Annotated in this window: 23 protein-coding genes; 11 read left to right on the top strand and 12 right to left on the bottom strand. The window is 61.8% G+C overall.

The genetic code is table 11. The annotated features are described in order from the left end of the window. The first annotated feature begins 237 nt into the window (after positions 1-237). From AC1DIP_RS20110 to AC1DIP_RS20080, 7 genes are all read left to right on the top strand, one after another. Entirely contained in the window at positions 238-504 is a 267-nt protein-coding gene (locus AC1DIP_RS20110) for a glutaredoxin family protein (RefSeq protein WP_477734861.1), read from the top strand. 5 nt (positions 505-509) lie between these two features. After that, positions 510-1,424, top strand: coding sequence for a single-stranded DNA-binding protein (locus AC1DIP_RS20105; protein ID WP_477734860.1), 915 nt, complete (start codon positions 510-512; stop codon positions 1,422-1,424). Between the two features lie 67 nt (positions 1,425-1,491). Then, entirely contained in the window at positions 1,492-2,097 is a 606-nt protein-coding gene (locus tag AC1DIP_RS20100) for a DNA-binding protein (protein ID WP_477734859.1), read from the top strand. Further along, positions 2,090-2,350, top strand: a complete 261-nt coding sequence (locus tag AC1DIP_RS20095) for a ParB family protein (RefSeq protein WP_056388641.1) — start codon at positions 2,090-2,092, stop codon at positions 2,348-2,350. The genes AC1DIP_RS20100 and AC1DIP_RS20095 overlap by 8 nt, the downstream gene beginning before the upstream one ends. Positions 2,351-2,531: 181 nt before the next feature. Next, complete coding sequence (locus tag AC1DIP_RS20090; protein ID WP_477734858.1) at positions 2,532-2,684, top strand: hypothetical protein; 153 nt, start codon at positions 2,532-2,534, stop codon at positions 2,682-2,684. A 12-nt stretch (positions 2,685-2,696) separates the two neighbouring features. Next, positions 2,697-3,152 (top strand): DUF6225 family protein, encoded by a 456-nt coding sequence (locus AC1DIP_RS20085; protein WP_477734857.1) that lies wholly within the window; start codon positions 2,697-2,699, stop codon positions 3,150-3,152. Beyond that, positions 3,052-3,351: a tudor domain-containing protein gene (locus tag AC1DIP_RS20080; RefSeq protein WP_477734856.1), complete on the top strand. Its 300-nt coding sequence runs from the start codon at positions 3,052-3,054 to the stop codon at positions 3,349-3,351. Before AC1DIP_RS20085 ends, AC1DIP_RS20080 begins: the two co-directional genes overlap by 101 nt. 741 nt (positions 3,352-4,092) lie before the next feature. On the opposite strand, the gene AC1DIP_RS20075 is transcribed toward AC1DIP_RS20080, so the two are convergent. From AC1DIP_RS20075 to AC1DIP_RS20065, 3 genes are all read right to left on the bottom strand, one after another. Continuing rightward, complete coding sequence (locus tag AC1DIP_RS20075) at positions 4,093-4,551, bottom strand: hypothetical protein (RefSeq protein WP_477734855.1); 459 nt, start codon at positions 4,549-4,551, stop codon at positions 4,093-4,095. Between the two features lie 23 nt (positions 4,552-4,574). Beyond that, positions 4,575-5,771 (bottom strand): IS110 family RNA-guided transposase, encoded by a 1,197-nt coding sequence (locus tag AC1DIP_RS20070; RefSeq protein ID WP_477734854.1) that lies wholly within the window; start codon positions 5,769-5,771, stop codon positions 4,575-4,577. Positions 5,772-6,051: 280 nt separating this feature from the next. Next, entirely contained in the window at positions 6,052-6,357 is a 306-nt protein-coding gene (locus AC1DIP_RS20065) for a hypothetical protein (RefSeq protein WP_477734853.1), read from the bottom strand. Positions 6,358-6,607: 250 nt separating this feature from the next. Here AC1DIP_RS20065 and AC1DIP_RS20060 point away from each other — a divergent pair, with 250 nt between their 5' ends. The 3 genes from AC1DIP_RS20060 to AC1DIP_RS20050 are packed head-to-tail and all read left to right on the top strand — an operon-like array spanning position 6,608 to position 9,906. Beyond that, the gene (locus AC1DIP_RS20060) at positions 6,608-7,000 is read left to right on the top strand and encodes a MobC family plasmid mobilization relaxosome protein (RefSeq protein WP_477734852.1); all 393 of its coding nucleotides are present in this window, start codon (positions 6,608-6,610) and stop codon (positions 6,998-7,000) included. A gap of 2 nt (positions 7,001-7,002) precedes the next feature. Next, a complete protein-coding gene (locus AC1DIP_RS20055; RefSeq protein ID WP_477734851.1) occupies positions 7,003-8,640 on the top strand; it encodes a relaxase/mobilization nuclease domain-containing protein in 1,638 nt (545 codons plus the stop codon). Between the two features lie 30 nt (positions 8,641-8,670). Further along, entirely contained in the window at positions 8,671-9,906 is a 1,236-nt protein-coding gene (locus AC1DIP_RS20050; RefSeq protein WP_477734850.1) for a hypothetical protein, read from the top strand. Between the two features lie 66 nt (positions 9,907-9,972). Here the strand turns inward: AC1DIP_RS20050 and AC1DIP_RS20045 are convergent, their stop codons facing one another. After that, positions 9,973-10,650 carry a helicase associated domain-containing protein gene (locus AC1DIP_RS20045; protein WP_477734849.1) on the bottom strand — a complete coding sequence of 226 codons (678 nt, stop codon included), beginning with the start codon at positions 10,648-10,650 and terminating at the stop codon, positions 9,973-9,975. A 310-nt stretch (positions 10,651-10,960) separates the two neighbouring features. On the opposite strand from AC1DIP_RS20045, the gene AC1DIP_RS20040 reads away from it, so the two are divergent. After that, positions 10,961-12,001 carry a PDDEXK nuclease domain-containing protein gene (locus tag AC1DIP_RS20040; protein WP_477734848.1) on the top strand — a complete coding sequence of 347 codons (1,041 nt, stop codon included), beginning with the start codon at positions 10,961-10,963 and terminating at the stop codon, positions 11,999-12,001. A 427-nt stretch (positions 12,002-12,428) separates the two neighbouring features. On the opposite strand, the gene AC1DIP_RS20035 is transcribed toward AC1DIP_RS20040, so the two are convergent. The 8 genes from AC1DIP_RS20035 to AC1DIP_RS20000 all read right to left on the bottom strand — a co-directional run bounded on the left by AC1DIP_RS20035 (position 12,429) and on the right by AC1DIP_RS20000 (position 20,598). Next, positions 12,429-12,749, bottom strand: coding sequence for an AtuA-related protein (locus AC1DIP_RS20035; RefSeq protein WP_477734847.1), 321 nt, complete (start codon positions 12,747-12,749; stop codon positions 12,429-12,431). After that, a complete protein-coding gene (locus tag AC1DIP_RS20030; protein WP_477734846.1) occupies positions 12,749-14,110 on the bottom strand; it encodes an acyclic terpene utilization AtuA family protein in 1,362 nt (453 codons plus the stop codon). Before AC1DIP_RS20030 ends, AC1DIP_RS20035 begins: the two co-directional genes overlap by 1 nt. Continuing rightward, on the bottom strand, positions 14,086-15,537 hold the full coding sequence (locus AC1DIP_RS20025; RefSeq protein ID WP_477734845.1) for a carboxylesterase family protein: 1,452 nt from the start codon (positions 15,535-15,537) through the stop codon (positions 14,086-14,088). The genes AC1DIP_RS20030 and AC1DIP_RS20025 overlap by 25 nt, the downstream gene beginning before the upstream one ends. Next, positions 15,534-16,346, bottom strand: a complete 813-nt coding sequence (locus tag AC1DIP_RS20020; RefSeq protein WP_477734844.1) for an ABC transporter ATP-binding protein — start codon at positions 16,344-16,346, stop codon at positions 15,534-15,536. The genes AC1DIP_RS20025 and AC1DIP_RS20020 overlap by 4 nt, the downstream gene beginning before the upstream one ends. Further along, positions 16,343-17,314, bottom strand: a complete 972-nt coding sequence (locus AC1DIP_RS20015) for an ABC transporter ATP-binding protein (RefSeq protein ID WP_477734843.1) — start codon at positions 17,312-17,314, stop codon at positions 16,343-16,345. Before AC1DIP_RS20015 ends, AC1DIP_RS20020 begins: the two co-directional genes overlap by 4 nt. After that, positions 17,311-18,267: an ABC transporter permease gene (locus AC1DIP_RS20010; protein WP_477734842.1), complete on the bottom strand. Its 957-nt coding sequence runs from the start codon at positions 18,265-18,267 to the stop codon at positions 17,311-17,313. The genes AC1DIP_RS20015 and AC1DIP_RS20010 overlap by 4 nt, the downstream gene beginning before the upstream one ends. Then, complete coding sequence (locus AC1DIP_RS20005) at positions 18,268-19,074, bottom strand: ABC transporter permease (RefSeq protein ID WP_477734841.1); 807 nt, start codon at positions 19,072-19,074, stop codon at positions 18,268-18,270. It lies immediately after the preceding gene. A gap of 87 nt (positions 19,075-19,161) precedes the next feature. Continuing rightward, entirely contained in the window at positions 19,162-20,598 is a 1,437-nt protein-coding gene (locus AC1DIP_RS20000) for an ABC transporter substrate-binding protein (protein WP_477734840.1), read from the bottom strand. Positions 20,599-20,795 lie beyond the last annotated feature (197 nt).

Raw genomic sequence — 20,795 nt, 5'->3', positions numbered from 1 at the left:
CTCAGGCACAGGGGGGCTGAGACCTTGGCGAACCTGCGGGGATCACCACAGTCGCCGGCGGCGCGACCAGCCATCCGTCCCCGCGGCTCAGTGCGGAATGTCCGCTCGGATATAGCACAGAAAAGCCCTAGAATATAAGGTAAAACCTCTGTTCATTCAGTTGAATGATTGCTAAAATTGAGGTAGCAAGTCAGCCAGACGAACGAAACTTATTTGATACGAAACCAGGTACTGAAAATGACTGCTTCACCCACCGCTTACACGGTCTACACCAAGCCCGACTGCCCGAACTGCGAGAAGACGAAGGACTACTTCGACTCCAGGGGCATCACCTACACGACCGTGGACATCACCGAAGTCCCGGCAGCACTGGAGTACATCACCGCCGAACTCGGCTACTCCCAGGCGCCCGTCGTCGTGAACAACACGGACGACGAGGACCACTGGTCGGGCCTGCGCCGCGACAAGCTCGTCCAGGCGGCCATGAGTCACAAGGCAGCGTGAGGACCGTGACGGCCCCGCGCCCGGTCGTCGGGTTCAACCTCAGCCCACGGATCCCGTTGGAGGTGGACCTGTTCCGGCAGGTCAACCCCAGCGGCAGGATCCACCCCGACATTGTGGACCCTTACGTTGTGGAACCCGCCATTGTGGAACCCCTCATTGAGGACCTTTACGACGGCTACGCCGTCCCGGACAAGGGAGGGGACGACCGGTACCTGGAGACGATCAGCCGTGCCCCGCTCGGGAAGGGCGGGCTCTGGGACGCACACACTGCGAACCAGTACCAACCCAACGACCTCACCCACGACGAACCGGGTGGGACCGAACCTCAGAACGAACCCACAACACTCATCGAGAACATCACCAGCACACGAGGAAAAGGAACCATCATGGCCGGCGAAACCACGATTACTGTCATTGGAAACCTGACATCAGATCCAGAGCTGCGCTTCACTCCGAGTGGGTCGGCCGTAGCGAACTTCACCATCGCCTCAACGCCCAGGACTTTCGACCGGCAATCCAACGAGTGGAAGGACGGGGAGACGCTTTTCCTCCGGGCCAGTGTCTGGCGGGAAGCGGCGGAGAACGTGGCCGAGTCGCTGACCAAGGGCATGCGCGTGATCGTCACGGGCCGGCTGAAGTCCCGTTCCTACGAAACCAAGGAAGGCGAGAAGCGCACCGTGATCGAGCTCGAAGTGGACGAGTTCGGCCCCTCCCTCCGGTACGCGAACGCCAAGGTCAACCGCACCCAGCGCAGCACCCAAGGCGGCCAGGCCGGACTGGGGAATGGCGGTTTCGGCAACCAAGGCAACACCAGCCCGGCAGGGCAACCCGCCGCCACGCAGGACGATCCGTGGGCGACCCCGGCGACCAGCACCGCCGGCGGCTGGGGCGCCGGCCCCAACTCCGAACCACCGTTCTAGGCATTGAAAAAGAAGTAGTAGGAGTAGTAGTGTTACTACTCCTACTACTTCTACTGGAGAAGCCGCCATGACTACGAGTGTGAAAGACCGCGTGTTTGCCGCCGCCGAGCAGATCAGCGCCGAGCGCCGCCCGACCGTCTCCACGGTCCGTGCCGCCGCGGGTGTCAGTAACGCGGACGCTACCCGGTATCTGAAGGAATGGAACGAGGAGAAGCTCGCCGCCGGGGGACAGGTGGCCGCGACGCCGCCCGCCCTGCTCGAACAGGCGACCCGGCTCGCCGCCTCCGTCTGGGCCGAGGCCTCCACCCAGGCCGCCGAACGGCACACCGCCGTCGAGACGGCCTGGGCGCAGGAACGCAAGGACAAAGACCAGGAGATCGCCGAACTGGTGGCGGACCTCGACAAGGCCGCCGCAGAGAAGGAATCCGCGGCCGCCGAATTTCAATCCCGCATCACCGCCTTGGAGTCCGGGGTGAAGGCTTTGGAGCAGCGGCTGGCCGCCCTGGGCTCGGAGCTCGAAGAAGCACGTGCGGCAGAACGCGCTTCCGCTGGCGCGGCAGCGGAGGCGGAGAAGAAGCTCGCCAGCGCCGAGGCGCGCAGCGCGACTCTGGAGAAGGTACACAACGCGTTGTTGCAACGCGTCGCCCCGGAGGGCAAGGCTCCCGGTGCCTAAGAAGAGCAAATCCTTCTCGCCCTACTTCACGGAATCAGACGCCGACCAGGTGCGCGCGGCCGTCCAGGAAGCCGGCCACCTCGAGGGGTACGCGTCCATCACCGATCTGATCGAGGCGGCGACGCTGCGGGAAGTGAAGCGGCTGCAGCGCAAGTACAACGGCGGCAGGAAATGGCCGGGGGTACCCGCGGGGGAACTCCGCCCCGGGCAGCGCACGCGCGAAGAAATTCGTCACCGGAACGAGGGCAAGTAAGCATGCCTAAGTGGAGCGAGGACATTGAGCAGATGCCAGCACTTGAACCGGAACATACGAGGTTCCCGCGGCTGCTGCCTCTCGCCCAGGTCAGGGAGATCCTGAATGTCGGCATGCCAGCGGTATACGCCTTGGTTTCATCGGGGGAGCTGCGCGCCCTGCAACTTAGTGGAGCCGCTGCATGTGGCGTGTCAGTGAGGATGACCTGGAGGCCTACCTGGAGCGCTGCTACCAGGAGACCCAGGAACGCATTGCCGCTGGAACCATCAAGGCTGAAGCCTCGAGGGCGAGGATTGAAGCGATGGTCATTGCCCTTGTTGTCAGTGCCAGGTGAAAGGATCTGACAATGGACTTCGAACACGCCGTTCAGGCCTGGACCGTAGGGCAGTTGCGTGATGCCCTCGCTGGGCTGCCCGATGATCTGCCAATCATCGTCGACGTCGCCGAGGAACCGGGTGGCGATACCGTTCAGGAGCAGGTTGTCGTCCATGCTGGCTTTGGTCACGGAGTCGATGGCCGGGGGGGAGCCGTTCGTTGGAAGGGATTTTCGGATCGGCTGCGAGTTCCCATCGGGAACCTATCTGCAACCCGACCGACAATGGCCACTATCTGGCCACAGAGTCTTCCCGCCCTAACAACAACGGATTGGAGCAGGACAAGCCATGAGCGGCAACGAGACGAACTACGTAGCTGGCCTTGCAATGCGCTGGGCTGGAACGGACCCCATGGAGCAGTGGGTGAATGCGGCCCCCGAGGGTGGGCGGACACCGCTCGACGAGACCATCCGCGAGTACCTGGGTAGCCACAACCCGTTCCCTGACGAGAGCGCCGTTGAAGTTTTGCGGGGCGATGGGTCCAGCTGGGAGCAGGCTGTCATCGTTGAACGCGTTGACGTGGACGAGTGGACCGTGGAGTACAAGGACGGCGAGCAAGCATGGCGCGACCATCACGAGCTACGGCCGGCGGACCTTCCCGACGGCGATGTCCCTGCCGACGGTTAGAGGATCCAGGCCCAAAGCAGCATGAAGGCCGGCACCTATGGGTGTCGGTCTTCTGCGTCGTGGCGGATGTTTGTGATGCCGGTTTATGCGGTTGGTGCCATTGCTTAGATCACGCGGGCCTCGGGTACTTGGTGGTGAGGAGTGCCGGGGCCCGCAGCTTGTGATTGTCACCGCCGGTGACCGGGCTGGAAGTCCCCCGCGCGCCTTGGAAGCCGGCCGCGGGTTGCGGTTTCGTCGCTACCCAACTTCGCCCCGCGTGGACGGTGTGTGTCGTCCCTGCTGAAAGAAACCTGACCCGCGCCATAGGTTTGCCGGCAGCGTTCGTCTTGGTCCATGGGGAAGGGCTCCGTTGGTGACTTCAGCGTTCCCAGGCTGTGCACATTCGCCGGCCCCGGGCGGGGAGATACGCACCTCGGTGTGCTGGCGATTGTGTGCAGCCGGTCAGGGTGGGTCCCGTCGTCCACCTGTGTGCGGGAAAAGCCCGGAGGATTCTCAATAGGGATTGTCAAGGACAATCTGGGTTTTCCGTTCACGGTTCTTGGCACTCATGGTGAGGCTGAGCCGTCCACGATTGGGGGCAATTCGGGTTATCCACGGCTGAGTATTTTGGGAGCCATTGGGAAGCTCCCTCGGCAGTTGTAGCGGTGGATAACCCTTCAGGAATTGTCCCCGGTTGTGGGCAGCGGAGATCTTGCTGCCGCGGATGAAGACCCCGCCGCGCATGATGAAAGCTATCGGCTCCTAGTCGAGTTCAATCTTGCATTTCTTGCCAGTGCGTTCTCCGTGGAGTGTGAACTCGAGGTTGAGGGTTCGAATGTTTGCCGGTGGCTCGGGTAGATAGGTCCAGGATGCTGCCCATTCGGTTCCGTCCCCGGCAACTTGTCCCGAGGCCCAGTGATACTCCGTTCCGGCGTCGTCGGAGATGAGGACCTTGACTGGGTCCAGGGCCAGCACGCCTGGCATGATCGGCGCATCACCAGCGCTCTCGGCGCCGTGTTCTTTCCTCTGCTCGACCCATTGAAGACGGGCGTCTACGAAGCTTTGATCGCGACGAACGGTTTCCTGGCCCCGAACCCCTTCGAGGCTGACTTTTAAGCCAGGTTCACCTCGCACTGTTGCAACCTCAACGCCTGCGAAGCGAACGGCGATTCCGTCGCTTTCGGCAACAACAAGATCAGCGGGAGCAGAAACAAGCCTCATGGAGCCAGCCTAGCCCGCGTGCCCTAGCTTAGGGCGAGGCAGGTGGGTTGGTGATACGTGGTGTTGTCGCGGAGCATCGCCCAGAGGACATTGAGCCGCCGCCTGGCTAGGGATAGCACGGCTTGTTTATGGTTCTTTCCTTCACTGCGTTTGCGTTGATAGTAGGTGCGGCTTTGGGGGCAGTACCTTGCTGCTGATTGCGCTGCGAGGTAGAAGACGTTCAGGAGTTGTCGGTCGTAGCGTTTTGGTCGGTGGAAGTTGCCGCTGATACGTCCTGAGTCGCGGGGGACTGGTGCCAGGCCGGCGACGCCGGCCAGCCGGGCGGCGCTGTCGTAGGCGCTGATGTCGCCGCCTGTGGCGGCGAGGAACTCGGACGCAAGGAGGGTGCCGAAGCCGGGCATGCTGAGGAGGATCTCTGCCTGTTGGTGTTCGTGGAATCGGGCTTCGATCCGCTTCTCTACCTCTGCGACTTGCTCGTGGAGATCGAGGATGGTGCGTGCGAGAGCTGCTACGAGCTCGGCGCCTACGTCCTCGGCTTGCACTGTGGTGTCTTGGGCGCGGGCTGCTACCAGTGCCTTGGTGGCGATGGTTTTGGCGTTGTAGCAGCCTTGGTTGCGGAGCCAGGAGGCGATGCGGGTTTCGCCTGCCCGGCGGATGCCGGCCGGGGTCGTGTACTTGGTGAGGAGAACTACTGCGGCCTTGACCATGGCGTAGTCGAATGCTGCTTCCAGGGCGGGGAAGTATTCGAGCAGGACGGCGCAGAGTCTGTTGATCGCGCGGGTGCGGTCGCAGACGAGGTCCGTGAGCCGGGAGATGAGCAACCGCAGGTCGGTGCTGATCTGGTCGCCAGAACGGATGGGGTGAAGGTCCCGGCGCATGCGGGCCTGGTCGGCAATGATTGCGGCGTCTTTGGCGTCTGATTTGCCGTCGCCGCGGTACGTGCGGGCGGCGTGGTAAACGGACCGTCCTGGGATGTATACGAGGGTCTGGTGGTGGGCTTCAAGTACTCCAATGAGGAGCGCGGCTCCGCCGCGGTTCAGGTCGGTGGCCCAGAGGACTTCCTTGCCTGCGGCGAGGGTCCGGACGTCGTTGAGAAGTTCAGTGAGTGCAGCCTCGTCGTTGGCTACTCGGCGGGACAGCAGCCGGTTTCCTTCGGTGTCGATGAGCACGCAGTGGTGATGTGCTTTCCCGGCGTCGATGCCGGCCCAGAGTTCAGGCATGTGTCCCTCCATCGCGTTGTCCAGTTATGGGCCCAAGCGGATGGCCGCGCCGTCGTGTCCTTACATGGCGATCTGGTCGCTTCTCTCAATTAGCGGTCGAGCCATCGCGGGATGCCGGGCGGCCAATCCTTCGGAGCCGTCACGTAGAGTCCGGCCATTTAGCTTTTAGCCATACCCGGTACCCCTGGGTTGGTCGAGAGCCTACAACGCCCCCAATCCAGCCTCAATCACCGTAAGGATTTAGCTTTTGCCGTGCCCAGGTGGGCGAGGGGCAAGACTACTAGGCCCCGGTAGCCCCACCGTCGGAGGACGGCGACTCATCGGCCATTGACCGGGTGGTGGCCGGTTTGCGGCGCCGCGCCGCGGCGCCGGACTCGAGCCCGAGCTTCTTCAGCTCCTCGGGGCTCCACCCGTCCTTGGTGGCGCGGACGTAGGCGCGCTTGTCTTCACGCTCTGCGTCGGCGAGCTGCTCGCGCAGGTCGGTAATCCGCTGCCTGGTCTTGACCAGGTTCGTGACGGACTCGATGCGCGAATCCAGCAGGGCGCGGGCCTGGTTGCGGGTCTGTTCAATATCGATGGTTGGCATGCCCCCACCGTAACCACAGAGGAAGGCGGATCTGGTGGAGCGACGCGCAGCGGCGGTCCAAATTCCTGAGCGGACAAGCGCCCCCAGTCACGAGAAGCCTCGCTGACCCTGGCGGAGCAAGCTATACATTTACACGGGTGTAAATGGTGTGTCGCTCGCGGCCCTGCGGTTGCTCCCTTGGCACACTGGCTTGTGTGGTCCCCGGTTTCGGGGTCGCTGCGCTGGGCCGTTTGAGGGATTGGGGGAGTGCGTGTCTGAAGAGGATGAGAAGCCGCGCTCCAGGCTGTCGAGGCGGCGGCGTGCGAATTCCCCGGCGGGGACGAAGAAGCGCCGGGATGTGTGGGTGACCGCGGAGGAGGAAGCAGCCTTGGTTGCCCGGGCGGCGAGGGAGAAGGTCACTGTCCCGAACCTGCTGCTGACCGCTGCTTTGTCGGAATCGTCGGAGACGCCGACGCAGCGGAAAGCTGCGATGGCGGAGCTGATGGCAATCCATACGCTGCTGGCACGGGTGTCGAACAACGTGAACCAGATCGCCCGGCACGCAAACGCCGGCGACGAGTTCCCCCAGGATGCCAAGGCTGTTCTGGCGTATGTGCGTGAGGTGGCGATGCGGATTGACCGGGCGATCGAGGGGTTGATGTAGGGATGATTCCGAACATCACCCGCGGCTCGAGGATGGCCGGGCTGATGGTGTATCTGGTGTCGACGGATGCGGATAAGACGAGGAACGCGCACACCGACCCGCACCTGGTGGCGGGGGACGCGGCGATCATGGCTTGGTTCGACGATGGCGTCTTGGATGCCGATGATGCAATCGCAATCGCCAAGCACCTGGACCAACCGCGTAAGGCATTCGGTGTCGAGGTGTTGCAGAAGGATTTCCGCTGGGACCCGGTGACGAAGGAACGGGTGCCGAACGGGCACAAGCACGCGGACGTGTGGCACTGCTCGTTGAGCCTCTGCGCGGAAGAAGGCGCCCTGACGGATCAGCAGTGGGGCGACATCGCGAACGACTTCGTGGACGCGATGGGCTTCACTGAAGCGAGCGGCAAAGCCCAGTGCCGATGGGTCGCGATCAACCACGGTACGAGCGAAAACGGGAACCACCACATCCACATCGCCGTGTCCCTGATCCGCGAAGACGGCACGAAAGCCTCCACCCACGGTGACTACAAACGCGCACAGCGGACCTGCCGGGAACTGGAAACCAAGTACGGGCTCGAAGAGCTCTCCAGCGTGCACGCCACCCGCGGGTACGACCGGGCCGAGAAGGCCACCGCGGCACGCGATGAACGGGAAATGCACCGCGCCTCCCTGGCTAGGAAGGTGCGTGCCAGCGCCACAGCGTCGGGCACTGAAGCGGAGTTCATCCGCCGCACCAGAGACACCGGCCTGCTGGTGCGTCCCCGGTATGCGAAGGACACCACCGACGTCATCGTCGGCTACTCCGTAGCCGAGCGCCCTAAGCCGGGGGAGCGGCCGATCTGGTTCGGCGGCGGCACCCTCGCTACCGATCTCCGCCTCGGCCAGTTACGGCAGGAATGGACGGACAGCCCGCAGGCCTCGATTGAGGCAGCGGCCGAGTGGAATGCCGCCGCCCGGAACAAACGCAAAGCCAACCCCCGCGGCCCGGAGAAGGCGACACCGGACCCGCAGCTCTGGGTTGACTACACCCGGAACGCCGCCACCCTGGCGGACGAGCTTCGCAAGATCCCGCGGGATGATCACGCCACCTGGGCCAAGGCAGCCCGCGATGTTTCCGGCGCCTTCGCAGCATGGTCTTACAGACTGGAACCGACCCCGGGGCCACTGGCCGCCACCGCAGCTGAGCTGTCCCGCACGGCTCAGCTCCGAGCCCCCCGGGAGCATGGCAAACCCGTTGCGCTGCCGTCCATTGCCGGTACCGCCATGTTGTTCATGGCGGCGTCGAGCAAGAATAGGACAGCGGCGCAGACGGCCCTCATGGTGCAGCTGATCAACACCGCGTTTGCGGTGTACGAAATGCACGCCCAGTCTGGCCGAGCCCGGGAGGCCCAGCGCATCCGATCAGTGGTCGAAAACCAACTGGCCCCGTTCACTGCCACGATGCCCAAGGCCGTCCGTGTAGGAGCAGAACAGCAACCTGCCCAAGCGACTGCGGTGCGGCCGAGGGCAGTCGATATTGCCCGCCGCGGCATGGCCCCGATCCGTCCCGGTTCGGTGATTCCCACGACAGCTACACCCGCAACACCAGCGAAGACCTATCAGCCCAGCCGCGATACCGGGCCGGGACTCGACCGATAAGAATCACACCACTAATGCAGGGGGAACACCATGAGTGAATCAGATGGCATCGACGACTTTCTCGATAGCGGAATGCGGCAATCCCTGATGATCGCCTCACGCATCGCAGAGACGCTGGCCCGCCGCCGACAGGAAGCCCAGCGACAGCAGGAACACCTGGAATACCAAGCGGCACAGGAAGCACAGACGCGCCTTACAGCTGAACGAAGTTCAGCTCGGGCCGTCCTCGCACCCGTCCAGAAGGATGACTGGTGGGACGCGGCCCAGCCAGCCGATATCGCCACCGCACACGCTGTCGCTGAAAGCTGGAAAGACCACGACCCTGCCGTCCTTGAAGCCTCTACAAGAATCCGCGAAGAAGTTCTCGCCCGGTATGGAGTCGACACAGACGACGTCGGCACGGACACCGCCTACCTTGAATCGGGGATCGCGGCGACTATCGGGACCGAGAAGGCCCGGCTGGACGAGCTCGCGCGCAGCCAGGAAGAGACACGGAAAGCCGTTGCCGAACATGAGAAAGCTATGCAGCTGATCGCCGCTGCGCAGGCAGAAGAACTTCGAGCCCAGGCAACGAAGCTGGCACCTGAAATGGAGCGCCACCAGATACCCGTGGAGTACTTGGCAAACCCCGAACTGGTACAGGCCTTGCAGCGCGCCCACAACGCCAAAACTCCAAAAGCTGCTGCGGCCGCTGACGTCGACATCAAAGAGCGGCTGTTCCTCATAGGCAAGGACGGCATCAACGGCCCCGACATTGAGCAGCTACGCAAAGAAACCACCGCGAACATCAGCGGGGCCAGCGAATTCCACTTCAATGATCCCCAGTTCGTGAAAGCAGCCAAGGAGATGCACGAAGCCAAGCTCCTGGCCGAAGGCGGATTCACAGGCTCTCAAATTGCATCAATGGAACAACGGTATGAACGGGCCGAGAAGGAACTCTTCGCCCGACTCGAAGGCGTCGGCCGCGAGATCGAAGACCGCGTCACAGGCAACGACAGCAGTCAACTGAAAGACCAGGCACTCACAGCAGAAACCGCAGCATCTGCCAGCTACGGTTCAGCTGGACACCACGCGAAATTCGCGGAGTCCCTGGAGGACACCGGCGCCAATGAAGCGCAGATCCGCGGGCGACTCACTGCGGCACGCAGCGAAGGCACCCACCCAAGCGCTGCGGTCACCATGGGCAAAGGCGCGGCCAAAGCCAGGAAGACCCGTGCAGGGGCAGCCGCCGGGGCCGAAAGGTCCAAGGGCGGCCTCAGCAGATAACCCAGCGGCCAGACAAGGGGAGGGGCTGCCAAAGCGCAGGCCCTCCCCTTCCCTTGGCTTTACGGTCTAACCGGTACCCAGCTTATGCGGTCTCCGTTGTCGGCCGCCGCTGCGGCGCCTGCCTTCGCGCCACCCCGGCAGATGCTCGTTCAGCAGTGCTTCCTTTTCCGCGGCCATCTTCCTCTGCTTGTAGTTGATTCGCTGACCATGCAGCCACACACCCAGGACGCGTTCGTCCGCATCCGGGGTCTTCTGGTGACGCGGCCAGTCACCGCCAGCTTCCCGGAGGTCCTTCACCTGCTGAAAACGCTTCTGCCATCGGGCCTCATCTTCAGCCTTCTTAGGGGAGGCTTGATCCCAGCCGGGAATGACGTCCAGGCCGTCACGGACAGCGGGGGAGAGGGTCCTCTTCTGTGCTTCCTTGCGCCGGAGGTAGAGCCACCTACCCAGCGTCGCCTCCCGGGGCGACTTGGCACGGGCGGATGGCAGCCGGCCGTCAGCTCGATAGAAGGCAACAACGTCCCGCATCACCTGCAGCACCGACGCAGACGGTCCCACGGGCTTCGGCAGTGCCGCCGCGTGCTCTCCCTCGAGCCCGGATTCGATCTTCTTCGCAACCTGCAGGTGATAGCGCACGGTGGTAACCGGCGCCGAATCCAGCACCGCGATCCTTGATGGAGGAATACCCCGCCGGTACATCTCCACCCACTCAGGGTGAGGAGCGGCGCGCCGGGTATCGCTCATGCCTGGTGAAAGTCAGCCACGGTCATCCCCTAATGTCTCCTTCAAAATAATCTACTGACGAAGCCCGCGCAGCCTTGCCTCACATGCTGGAGGATAACAAGCCGGGTGTCCTGCGACAGGCCAGTCGCGAATCCGGCTGAGGTTTCCTGTTTGTGCCACAACCTGTGGCACAAAGGCACGTTGCCAGGGGTCGGCTCCGGACCCGTATGCGGCGGCTTACCCTCGTCGTCGGGCCCGGGCAGTAGTCCAAAGCTCTTTGGACTATTGCCCCGTTGAGGGGCTCCAGAGGTTGTCGGGCGGAGCGGTTAGGGTGGGATGCGTGCCTTCAATTGAGCCTGAACTGCCGAGCGACTACGCAGGGACTCTCGAGTCCCTGAAAACTTTGGTTGCTTCCGCTCGGCTCCGTGCACAGCGAGTAGTGAACGCGGCAATGATCGAGCTCTATTGGAAAATAGGCCGGACAATCCTGGAACGGCAGCAGTTGGAACCGTGGGGGAGTAAGGTCCTCGGCCGCTTGGCCGATGACTTGCGCCGGGAATTCCCGGACATGAAGGGGTTCTCGCGCAGAAATCTGTACTACATGCGTGCCCTTGCGGAGGCATGGGCCGGCCCGGGCGAATTTGTGCAGACAGTGTCCGCACAAATCAGTTGGAGCCACAACGTCGCCCTGCTCGACCAATTGCGGGACCAAGAACTGCGTGAATGGTACGCCCACCGATCCGCACGTTATGGGTGGACTCTTTCAGTTCTGGAGCACCAAATAGCCTCCCGACTTCACGAACGCGAAGGCTCCGCGCCCAATAATCTCGAGGCCCGTCTTCCCGGGGAGGGCACAGCTCTGGCACGCGAAGTCGCCAAAGACCCATTGGTGCTGGACTTCCTGGGCCTCACATCAGAAGCTGACGAGGCCGCCATCGAAGAAGCCATGACACTGCGCATGGCCCAAACACTCATGGAATTCGGAACAGGAATGGCATTCGCCGGCCGCCAAGTCCATCTGGAAGTCGGGGGCGACGATTTCTACATCGACCTCCTGCTGTACCACATACCCACCGACCGGTATGTCGTCGTGGAGCTGAAAGCCGGCAAGTTCAAGCCGGAACACCTCGGGCAGTTGAACTTCTACGTCTCTGTCGTCAACGACAAGATCAGGCTCCCCAGACAGCGCCCGGCAGTGGGAATTCTTGTGTGCGGCTCCAAGAACCAGCACACTGTCCGATACGCCTTGGACGGCTCGGCACAGCCGCTGGCAGTAGCGTCCTACACCTACGACACGCTCCCTGAGGCCGAACAACAGGCCCTTCCGTCGCCCGAAGCGATAGTCACAGCGCTGGATCTGGACAACGAATAGTCGACCTCGACGAATTGTGCAGACACTGTCTGCACAAATCAGCATCTCGCGCTCGAGCCATCCCGCATGGCCTGTCTCGGGGGAACTTGCAGCACTGGCATGTAGGGGGTCCAGAAGACTGAGTAAACGTCCGGCTGAACTCTAAGACCCGTTCACTGCCGAGTGCCGAAATGCCGATTCGGACTCTATTCTGACAGCCCTGTGAGGACTTACTGACGTCAGGTTGGGGTGTACTTCGAAATGACGTTTTGTGGACCCAATGTCCGACGTCTCGGTCTACTGTCAGTGCAAGGCCACATGCCACGGTTAGGAGCCTATTTATCTAGTTGGTTCACCTAGGGAAATCTGGATGATCATCGCCCAGGGTCGTAGGTTGGTCCCTGTCAGGGGCGTGGTCTTCGAGAAGCAATGGAGTTCAGCGGTGAGATCATTGCCAGGCTACTTGCATTGCCAAGAGGTGTCCGGAGAGGGTTTTGCCGTGCGGATCGACCGTGTGTGACCGGGTGACGCCTCCGGTGAGTACTCCGCGGAGAACAATGGATCCGGCAATGAGCTTGGGTGCCCAGTTGACGCTCACGGCTGCTATGTCTGTTCCGAAGTGCTCGGCCAGGACTTCCTGCGACAGGACTCGGGCGAGTTGTGAAAAGTCTTCTGCCTGATATGGGGCGATCATGATGATGGAAGTGTCGCCTTTGTCTCCGGCCCGGGCGTGAGCGATGGAGGCCAGGGGTACGGTTTGTGGATTCATCAGAATATTTCCACTTTCGGTGTGACGGCTTCGCGGGGGATCAGGGTGGAAACTATGCCGATGGTTTCTTTGATGTTCATGGCGGCTCCGCCGCCGCCGGCTGGACCGTTGGTGTAGAGGGATTCGACTTCTTCGCCGAGTGTTAGCGCTTTGCTGTGATTGAAGGTGCGGAGGGAAATCCTGGTTCGGACTTCGGCGGGTTCCTGTGATGGGCTCCACCAGGGACGGGATGAGTTGTGCCCGAGGAAGTCGCAATGTAAGTCGTCAGGTGAATAGCCGTAGAGGTCAGCCCATCGTTCAGCAACGATCTCGAAGGCCATCTGGGCTCTTTGAAGACAACCAGGTCCTGCATAGCTGATTTCAGCGACGGCCAAATATCCGTCTCTGACGCCTACGCTGACTTTGAGGGTTTCTGGGACGCCCGTCGGGAGTGCTCCGCTGACCCTCACCTGATCAGGGCCGGATTCCGTGATACTCACGTGCGAGAGGTCCAGGGCCACGTCTGGGGTGAGGTAGCAGGCAGGGTCGTCGATCTCGTACAGCAACTGTTCCAACGTGGTCCTGCGGTCCAGCAATCCTCCTGTCCCGGCAACTTTGCCGAACGTTGCTGCGCCGTTAGCTTCGACGTCGGCATAGGGGAAGCCGAGTGTGCTGAGTCCTGGGACTTTCTTCGCGTTCCCGTCTGCAAAGTATCCGCCGGTCAGCTGCCCCGAACATTCGAGCAGGTGGCCGACGAGGGTGCCTTCTGCCATGAGGTCAAGGTTGGTGCGGTCCCAGCCAAAGCGGTGGGCTATGGGCGCAAGGAACAGCGAAGCGTCACCAACACGGCCGGTCACGACGACGTCTGCCCCGGCGTCAAGTGCCTCCAGGATTCCTCCGATTCCCAAGTAGGCATTTGCAGAGATCAATCTGTCACCTAGATCGGACAGGGAGTCGTCGGTGCCCAGGATCCGGGAGTTCTTCAGGTCAAGCTTTGTCAGCACGTCGTCGTTGGAGACCGCGGCAACGGTGGTTCCGGTGTGACCAAGTTCCGTTGTCAGCGCCTTTACTGCTTTTGCGCCGGCGGAAGGATTTGCGGCGCCTGCGTTTGTGAGGGTGACTGTCTTCCTTGGCAGCATGTACGGAAGGGTGCCTCGCAGCCGGCGCAGGATTCGACGATCGTATCCTTCTGATTTGCCCGATTGAGCGTCATGGTGGGCCAGCGCAATCGTCCGCTCTGCGAGGCATTCGAAGACCAATGCATCGAGGGCGGCATGCTTGGCTAGTATCTCTGCCGGTTCGTACCGGTCGCCGGCGAAGCCGCTTCCAGCGCCAATCCTGTAGGTGTCGTTAGTTGTCACGGCCGTGATATCCCGTCCCAAAGTTCGAGCAGTAGTGAGTAGTCAGCGGTGGCGTCCAAGCCTTGGTCTCCGAAGGAAAAAGCATGAAGGTCACTGGTTGTTGCGGCGGGCCAGCCTGGTTCGCCTGTGGTCACGAACGCCACAACTGCTTCGGTGATGGATGACCGGCGAGCCGCTTCCGCCGCGGTCTCCGACGGGGCGGGTATACCAAAAATGGCGTTCACGTCGCATCCGTGGCCGGCGGGTTTGGCATCGACCCGGGAGACGGCGGCAAGGTGGGCGGAGCCGCCGGCCATTGCCTGTGCCTGAACAAGTCGCGCCGCGGGGAGCCGGTATATCCAGTCGGTCAGCATTCGCTCTTTGGCAGTCCCGGGACTCTCACTTTCCTTCTCGGAGTAGTGGTTGTAGAGGGACGGAATTCTGTCGGCTGGGATTCCCCAGTCCTTCATTTCCCTATGCAGTGCGTTGCCGGATGCAGGGTCGAACGCTGCCTTGTCGAAGTTTCGGAATGATGTGATTTCATCCTGGGTTGATGAGACAAGAAGTGGTATGTCTGCCAGTTCTCCCGAGCGGAAAGCTTCCAGTGGGTGCTTTTGAAGGACGGCGTGGGGTTCCCCTGCATCGAGTACGACGCCGAGGGCTTGGGGCACGGCGCCATTCCTTGCACCGATGTCCTTGGCGATGAATGACTGCTGGGCGGCGAGGATCTCCTGCGCCGGGCGCTGCAGGAGATCATCATGCTTTCCACTAATATTTAGGGCTCCGAGCAAAATTTCTGTCTGCTGCTTTGCCTGGTCCACGGGTACCAGCCTCGACGCTGCCCCGCTGAACAAGGCCAGACGCTGGAAGAGCCCTTTGGCTGAAGGTGCTGCTGCGAGGGCTGCTGCGATGAAACCGCCGGCGCTTTCTCCTAGGACAGTGACTTTGGACGGGTCGCCGCCGAAGGTATGGATGTTGTCCTTGATCCATTGGAGGCCGGCGATCACGTCCTGTACTCCCAGGTTGGTCGCGTGCCTGAGGGAGCCGCCTTTGTCGGCCAGGTAGCTGAAGCCGAGGGCGCCAACCCTGTAGTTCAGTGAGACGACGACCATGGGGCCCTTGGCGGCCAGTACCGACCCGTTGGTTTGGGGCACGGCGTTTGAGCCGCCTTCGAATCCGCCTCCGTAGAGCCATACAGCTACTGGGTGGTTGGTACCGGCGTTCGGAGCCCAGACGTTTAAGTTCAGGCAATCTTCGGAGAATTGAAGATCCTGCGGCAGCCATGGTGAAGGAAGTTGCATTGGGCTGGGGCCATAGCCGAGTCCACGCGGTACGGAGTCTTTTGTTGGTGTTGGCGGTGCGAAGCGGTGCTCGATCTCCGCGAAGCGGATCCCGAGATGAGCACGGACGTCAACATCCACCGGCCTTTCAGCGTGTCGGGTTTCTTTGTCGGTGTTTGATTGAGTCATTTTTGGGCCGCAGTCTGGGGGTTTGCTGGAACGTCGATGGTGGGAATCGCGGATATGAGCCGTTTGGTGTATTCCTGCTGTGGGTTTCGGTAGATCGATTCTTTTGTTCCTTCTTCAACGAGGTCGCCCAGGTACATGACGCCAATCTGGTCTGAGAGGAATTCCACCACCGATAAGTCATGGGAAATGAAGAGGTATGACAGGCCCATTTCGTCCTGAAGATCCCTGAGTAGATTCAGTACCTGGGCCTGTACGGAGACGTCCAGGGCGGAAACGGGTTCGTCCCCGACAATGAGTTTCGGTTCCAGGGCCAGGGCTCTGGCGATCATGATGCGCTGGCGCTGGCCGCCGGAGAAACTGACGGGTTTCCGCTCCAGTGCCGCTTGGGGGAGTCCGACCTGGTCCATGAGTTTGAGAGCCCGCTCGCGGCGTTCCTTCGGGGTGTGCATCCGGTGGATGACCCACGGCTCGGTGATGAGTTGTTCGACGGTCATCCGCGGGTTCAGTGCACTGTATGGGTCCTGGAAGATGATTTGGACATCTCGCCGGTAGGCAAACTTTTGTGCGGCGGTCATGGTGGAGACGTCGCGTCCGTTGAACGTGATTGATCCGGAAGTTGGCTCTGTGAGGCGGGAGACGAGTCGGGCTACGGTGGATTTTCCGCTTCCTGATTCCCCTACAAGTCCGTAGGTTTTGCCCTGTTCGATGTTGAAGGAGACGGCCTTGACTGCTTCTACAGTCCTCTTCCTGAAGGATGGGCCTGTATGGAAGGTCTTGGTGAGGCCGCTGACCTCAAGGATGTTGCTCATCGTGTTTCCGTCCCTATATCCCGGCGTACCCAATGGGAGTCGCTTTCCTGAACGAGTGTGGTTTGTGGCCGTTGATCGCGGGGAACAAGCCGGGCGTCGCTCAGCCACGGGGCGGTGCTGGCGATCGTGGGTAAGCGGTCCCTCTTGTCGCCCAGTTGCGGTATGGCTGCCAACAGGGCCTTGGTGTAGTCGTGCCTGGGGGAGTGGAGGAGCTCGGTGGTGTTTGCCGTTTCCACGACTTCGCCGCCGTACATAACGGCCGCTGAGTCACAGACCTCGGCGACGACGCCCAGGTCATGTGTGATCAGCAGCAGGGAGAGGCCCATTTTTTCGCGTAGGGACTGCAGCAACTCGATGACCTGTTTCTGGAGGGTGACATCCAGTGCAGTGGTGGGTTCGTCAGCGATCAGAAGATCCGGGCTGCAGGAGATGGCCATGGCGATCATCACTCGTTGGCGCATTCCGCCGGAAAGCTCCCCGATGCGGCTATCGGCGATTTGGCGTCCCTTCGACAAACCTACGAGGGACAACAGGTCACGGATGCGTTCCTGTCGTTCGGCTTTGGAATAGTCAAAGTGGGCCCGGAGTCCTTCGCCGATCTGTTGCCCCACGGTCAGCACAGGATGGAGGGAAGACATGGGCTCCTGGAAAATGAAGCCGATGCGCCTGCCTGCCAGCTGACGCCGTTTTTCCCAGGGCTGGCCGACCAGTTCAATATCGTCGAACTGGATTGACCCTGATGCCCGGAGCTGGGGGGCCAACAGGCCGGCAATGGCAGAGGCAGTCAAGGATTTGCCGCTGCCGGACTCGCCCACCAAGGCCAGGGACGCGGTCCGGGGCAGTTGAAAGGTTACGTCGCGGACAGCGTCATAGGGCCCTGCCGTCACGGAAAGGTTCCGCACCGAAAGGAGAGGTCCTGTACCGGTCATGTTCTCTTCGAGGCCTCGTTGGTTTACTGGTGCTGTCATTTGATTTTCCTGGCCAGTTGGACGCGGGGATCGACCACCGCGTAGAGGAGGTCAACAAGGAGGTTCACGACGATGATCACCAGGCCTGTAAAGAGGACAATGCCCTGTACCAGTTGATAGTCGCGGCGCTGGACTGCGTCCAGCAGGAGCCGCCCCATCCCCGGGAGACCGAAAATCGATTCGACCACGGCGCTTCCGGAGATGAGGCTGGCGCTAAGCAACCCTGCGACAGTGAGTATTTGAAGGGAGCTGAGCCGGAGGATATGGACCCGGTTGATCCGGCGCAGAGGGATGCCTAGTGATTTTGCTGTCGTGACGAATGGTTCCTGCATGACGTCAAGGATTGCGCCGCGGGTGATGCGGCTGACGAAGGCTGTTTCCCCTAGGCCAAGGGCAAAGGCTGGGAGGATGATGGACCGGATGTGGGGCCACGCTCCGGCTGACCACGGCACGTAGCCTCCAACGTTGAACCAGTGGGCTCCGACCGCGAAGACCAGAATCAATACAAGAGCGAACAGGAATTGCGGAACGGAGATCCCGACGATTCCCAGGGCCGTGGAGGCGCGGCCTCTCCTGGTGTTGCGCCGCAGAGATGCGGAGCTTCCGAGGGTGACTCCGAGCACCAAAGCGATGATGAGGGAGAGCACCCCGATTTCCAGGGTGACGGCGGCGTATTGGGGAATTACTTCCACGACGGCCCGGTGCAGGAAGAGGCTGCTGCCCAGGTGAAGTGTCAGGACGTCACCGAGGAATTTCAGGAACTGGGCGATGAGGGGCTGGTCGAGGCCAAGCTCGGTCCTAAGCCCCGCAACCTGCTCAGGCGTTGCCTGATCGCCGAGAAGTATTGCGGCGGGGTCACCCGGTGCGAGCCTGAGGAGCAGGAACACCAGGATGAGGGGGACGGCGACGGTGGGCAGGAGCGCCAGGACGCGTTGAACGGCGTAGGAGAGCATTTACTTATCCGCCTCACGTGGGTCGAGGATGTCTCGGCTGGCGTCGATGACGATGTTGACCGACAGGACTGTGCCGATCAGGGCCAGGCCGGGGAAACACCACATCCACCAGGCAGTGCCGAGGTAGCTGCGGGACTCGGCCAAGGCGGCACCCCAACTGGGGACGTCCGGCGGAAGTCCTGCACCAATGAAACTAAGCGCGGATTCCACCAGGACGGCAGCTGTGAAGACGATCGCCGCCTGGACCAGCACAGGCGTGGTGCAGTGCGGGAAGACGTACCGGAAGAATATCCGCCACCGGCCCGCCCCTGCCGACCTGGCTGCGTCGATCATCGGCAGTTCCGAGACCACAAGAGCGGTGCTTCTGACGACTCGGGCCACGCCTGGAAAAAACACGACCACCATACTGATAACGACAGTGACGAGGCCTGGTCCGAGAATGGCCATCAGAGCCAGGGCGAGCACAATGACGGGAAAGGACATGACCCCGTCGACGATGCGCATGACAATGAGATCCACGGTCCGGAACATGCCGGCGGCGATGCCAACGGCCGTGCCGATCAAGGTGGTGAGAAGGCAGGTGATGGCGCCGACCAGAAGGGATGCACGAGCACCGTAGACGACCCGGGCCAGACCATCCCTGCCCAGGTTGTCAGTTCCAAACCAGTGGGCTGGGCTGGGTGGTCGCAGCCGTTCGGTGGCAACAAACGAGTTCGGGTCACCCACAATCAATGGGGCGGCGGCTGCCGCGAGGACCATGAGGACGAAGAAAGCGATCGCGCCGACCGTCACCGGCCTGCGAATCAACTTCCTAAACAGTCCTGCAGGGCGCGGAAGTTCCGCAGCGGAGTGCGGGGCGGAACCCGCTGGCGTGGATACTGTACTCATAATGTCTTAGCCGTTGAGCCAGGTGTTGTAGTAGTAACCGGCCAGCTCATCGGGGCGCTGCGTCTGGGTGCGGCTGCTCACGGCGAAGAGGACCTTGGTGGTGCCGAACTTCAGGAACGGGACCTCCGTCCAGACGAGCTTTTGGAGATCGTCCCAGGCGGCCTTGCGCGCGGCGGGGTCGGGTTCGGTGGAGAGCTTGGTCAGAAGGGCGTCGCGTTGAGCGTTCTTCCAGCCACCGGGGAAGCTTTCCTGCAAGTACGGGAGCAGGACCGGATCAGCGTAGGTGGGGATGCCCGATGAGAACAGGTCGTATTTGGACGGATCCGTGCGCCGCGAAATGAGGGTGGCCTGATCCACGACCTGAACGTCAACGTTCAATCCCGCCGCCTTGAGCTGTTGCTGGGCGGGCAAAACGGGGGCGTACCAGGTGTTGTCATCCTTTGTGGTGACCCAGGTGATGGGTTGCCCGGTGTAGCCGGCGTCCTTGAGGAGCTGCTTGACCTTCTCAAGATCTGGCTTGTTGTAGTTTTCGGTGCCCGCAGTGGACGCCCAGGTCTTGTTGGCCTCCGGGATGATGCTCCCGTCAACTGAGTAGAAGTCCGGGTTGCCGAAACCGGCGCCCATTATGTCGGTCATGTTCAGAGCTGCGAGGAAAGCCTGCCGCATCCTGGTGTCAGCCATGACGCCGGAGATCTTGTTGAAGACAACGGTGGAACCACTCAAGGGACTGGTGAGCAGAGCCTTGGCCGTTCCCGAGGAGGACACGGATTCGTATACGTCCAGCGGCAGGCTGCCGGCAATGTCGACCTGCCCTGTTTGTACTGCCTGGAGTCGCGTGGAAGCCTCGGGCAGGGGAGTGAAGACGATCTTGTCGGCGTAAGCCTTTTTCTCTCCCGTTCCTCCGTCGGAAGGACCCGAGGGGGACTTATAGCCATCCCAGCGCTCAAGTTCGATGTTCTGGTCTGCCGTGTACTTGGTCAGTTTGTAGGGTCCGGTGCAGACAAGGTCGTTGACCGGACTGGTGATCGGGCGGTCCTTCACAATGGACGCCGGCATCATATACGCCGTGGTGAGAAGGGTCGGTATCGCCGCGCTTGGTTGTTTGAGCGAAATGGTGACCTGGTCCGTGCCGCTGCTGGTGATTCCGGTGGTAAGGCCCTTCAGGATCGACCCATTGCCCGGAGTCAGCAAGTAGCGGTTGAGGCTGGCGACGACATCATCCGCGGTGAAGGGCTGGCCGTTCTGGAAGGACACTCCGGAGCGCAGCTTCAAGGTGTAAGTGAGTTTTCCGTCGTAGTTGTACGTGTCTACCAGGACGGGTTTGACCTCAAAGGCGGTAGATACGTCAAAAAGGGGCTCGCATACGTTCCTGGCGGTGGTCCATGCTGCCTGCAGCGACGTGGCGTACGGATCGATCGTTGGTGGGATCGCGGACAATGCCACGGTGAGCGTTCCGCCCCTCGTGGGCTCTACGGAGGGGCCTGCCCCTCCACCGTCTGCCTGGCCGGCACAACCGGAGACCAGAAGTGTGACGCCCGTGGCCAAGGCAGCCGCCCTAATTGCGACCGTCCCTCGCGCGGTGGGGCGCCGGGAGGCCAGAAGTGACTTTGCTACGCGCTGCATCATTGCAAACCGTCCGT

The sequence above is a fragment of the Pseudarthrobacter sp. 05T312 genome (assembly GCF_056396685.1).
The sequence above is the reverse complement of the archived record's forward strand: the minus strand, read 5'-3'. Positions and strand labels throughout refer to the sequence as shown.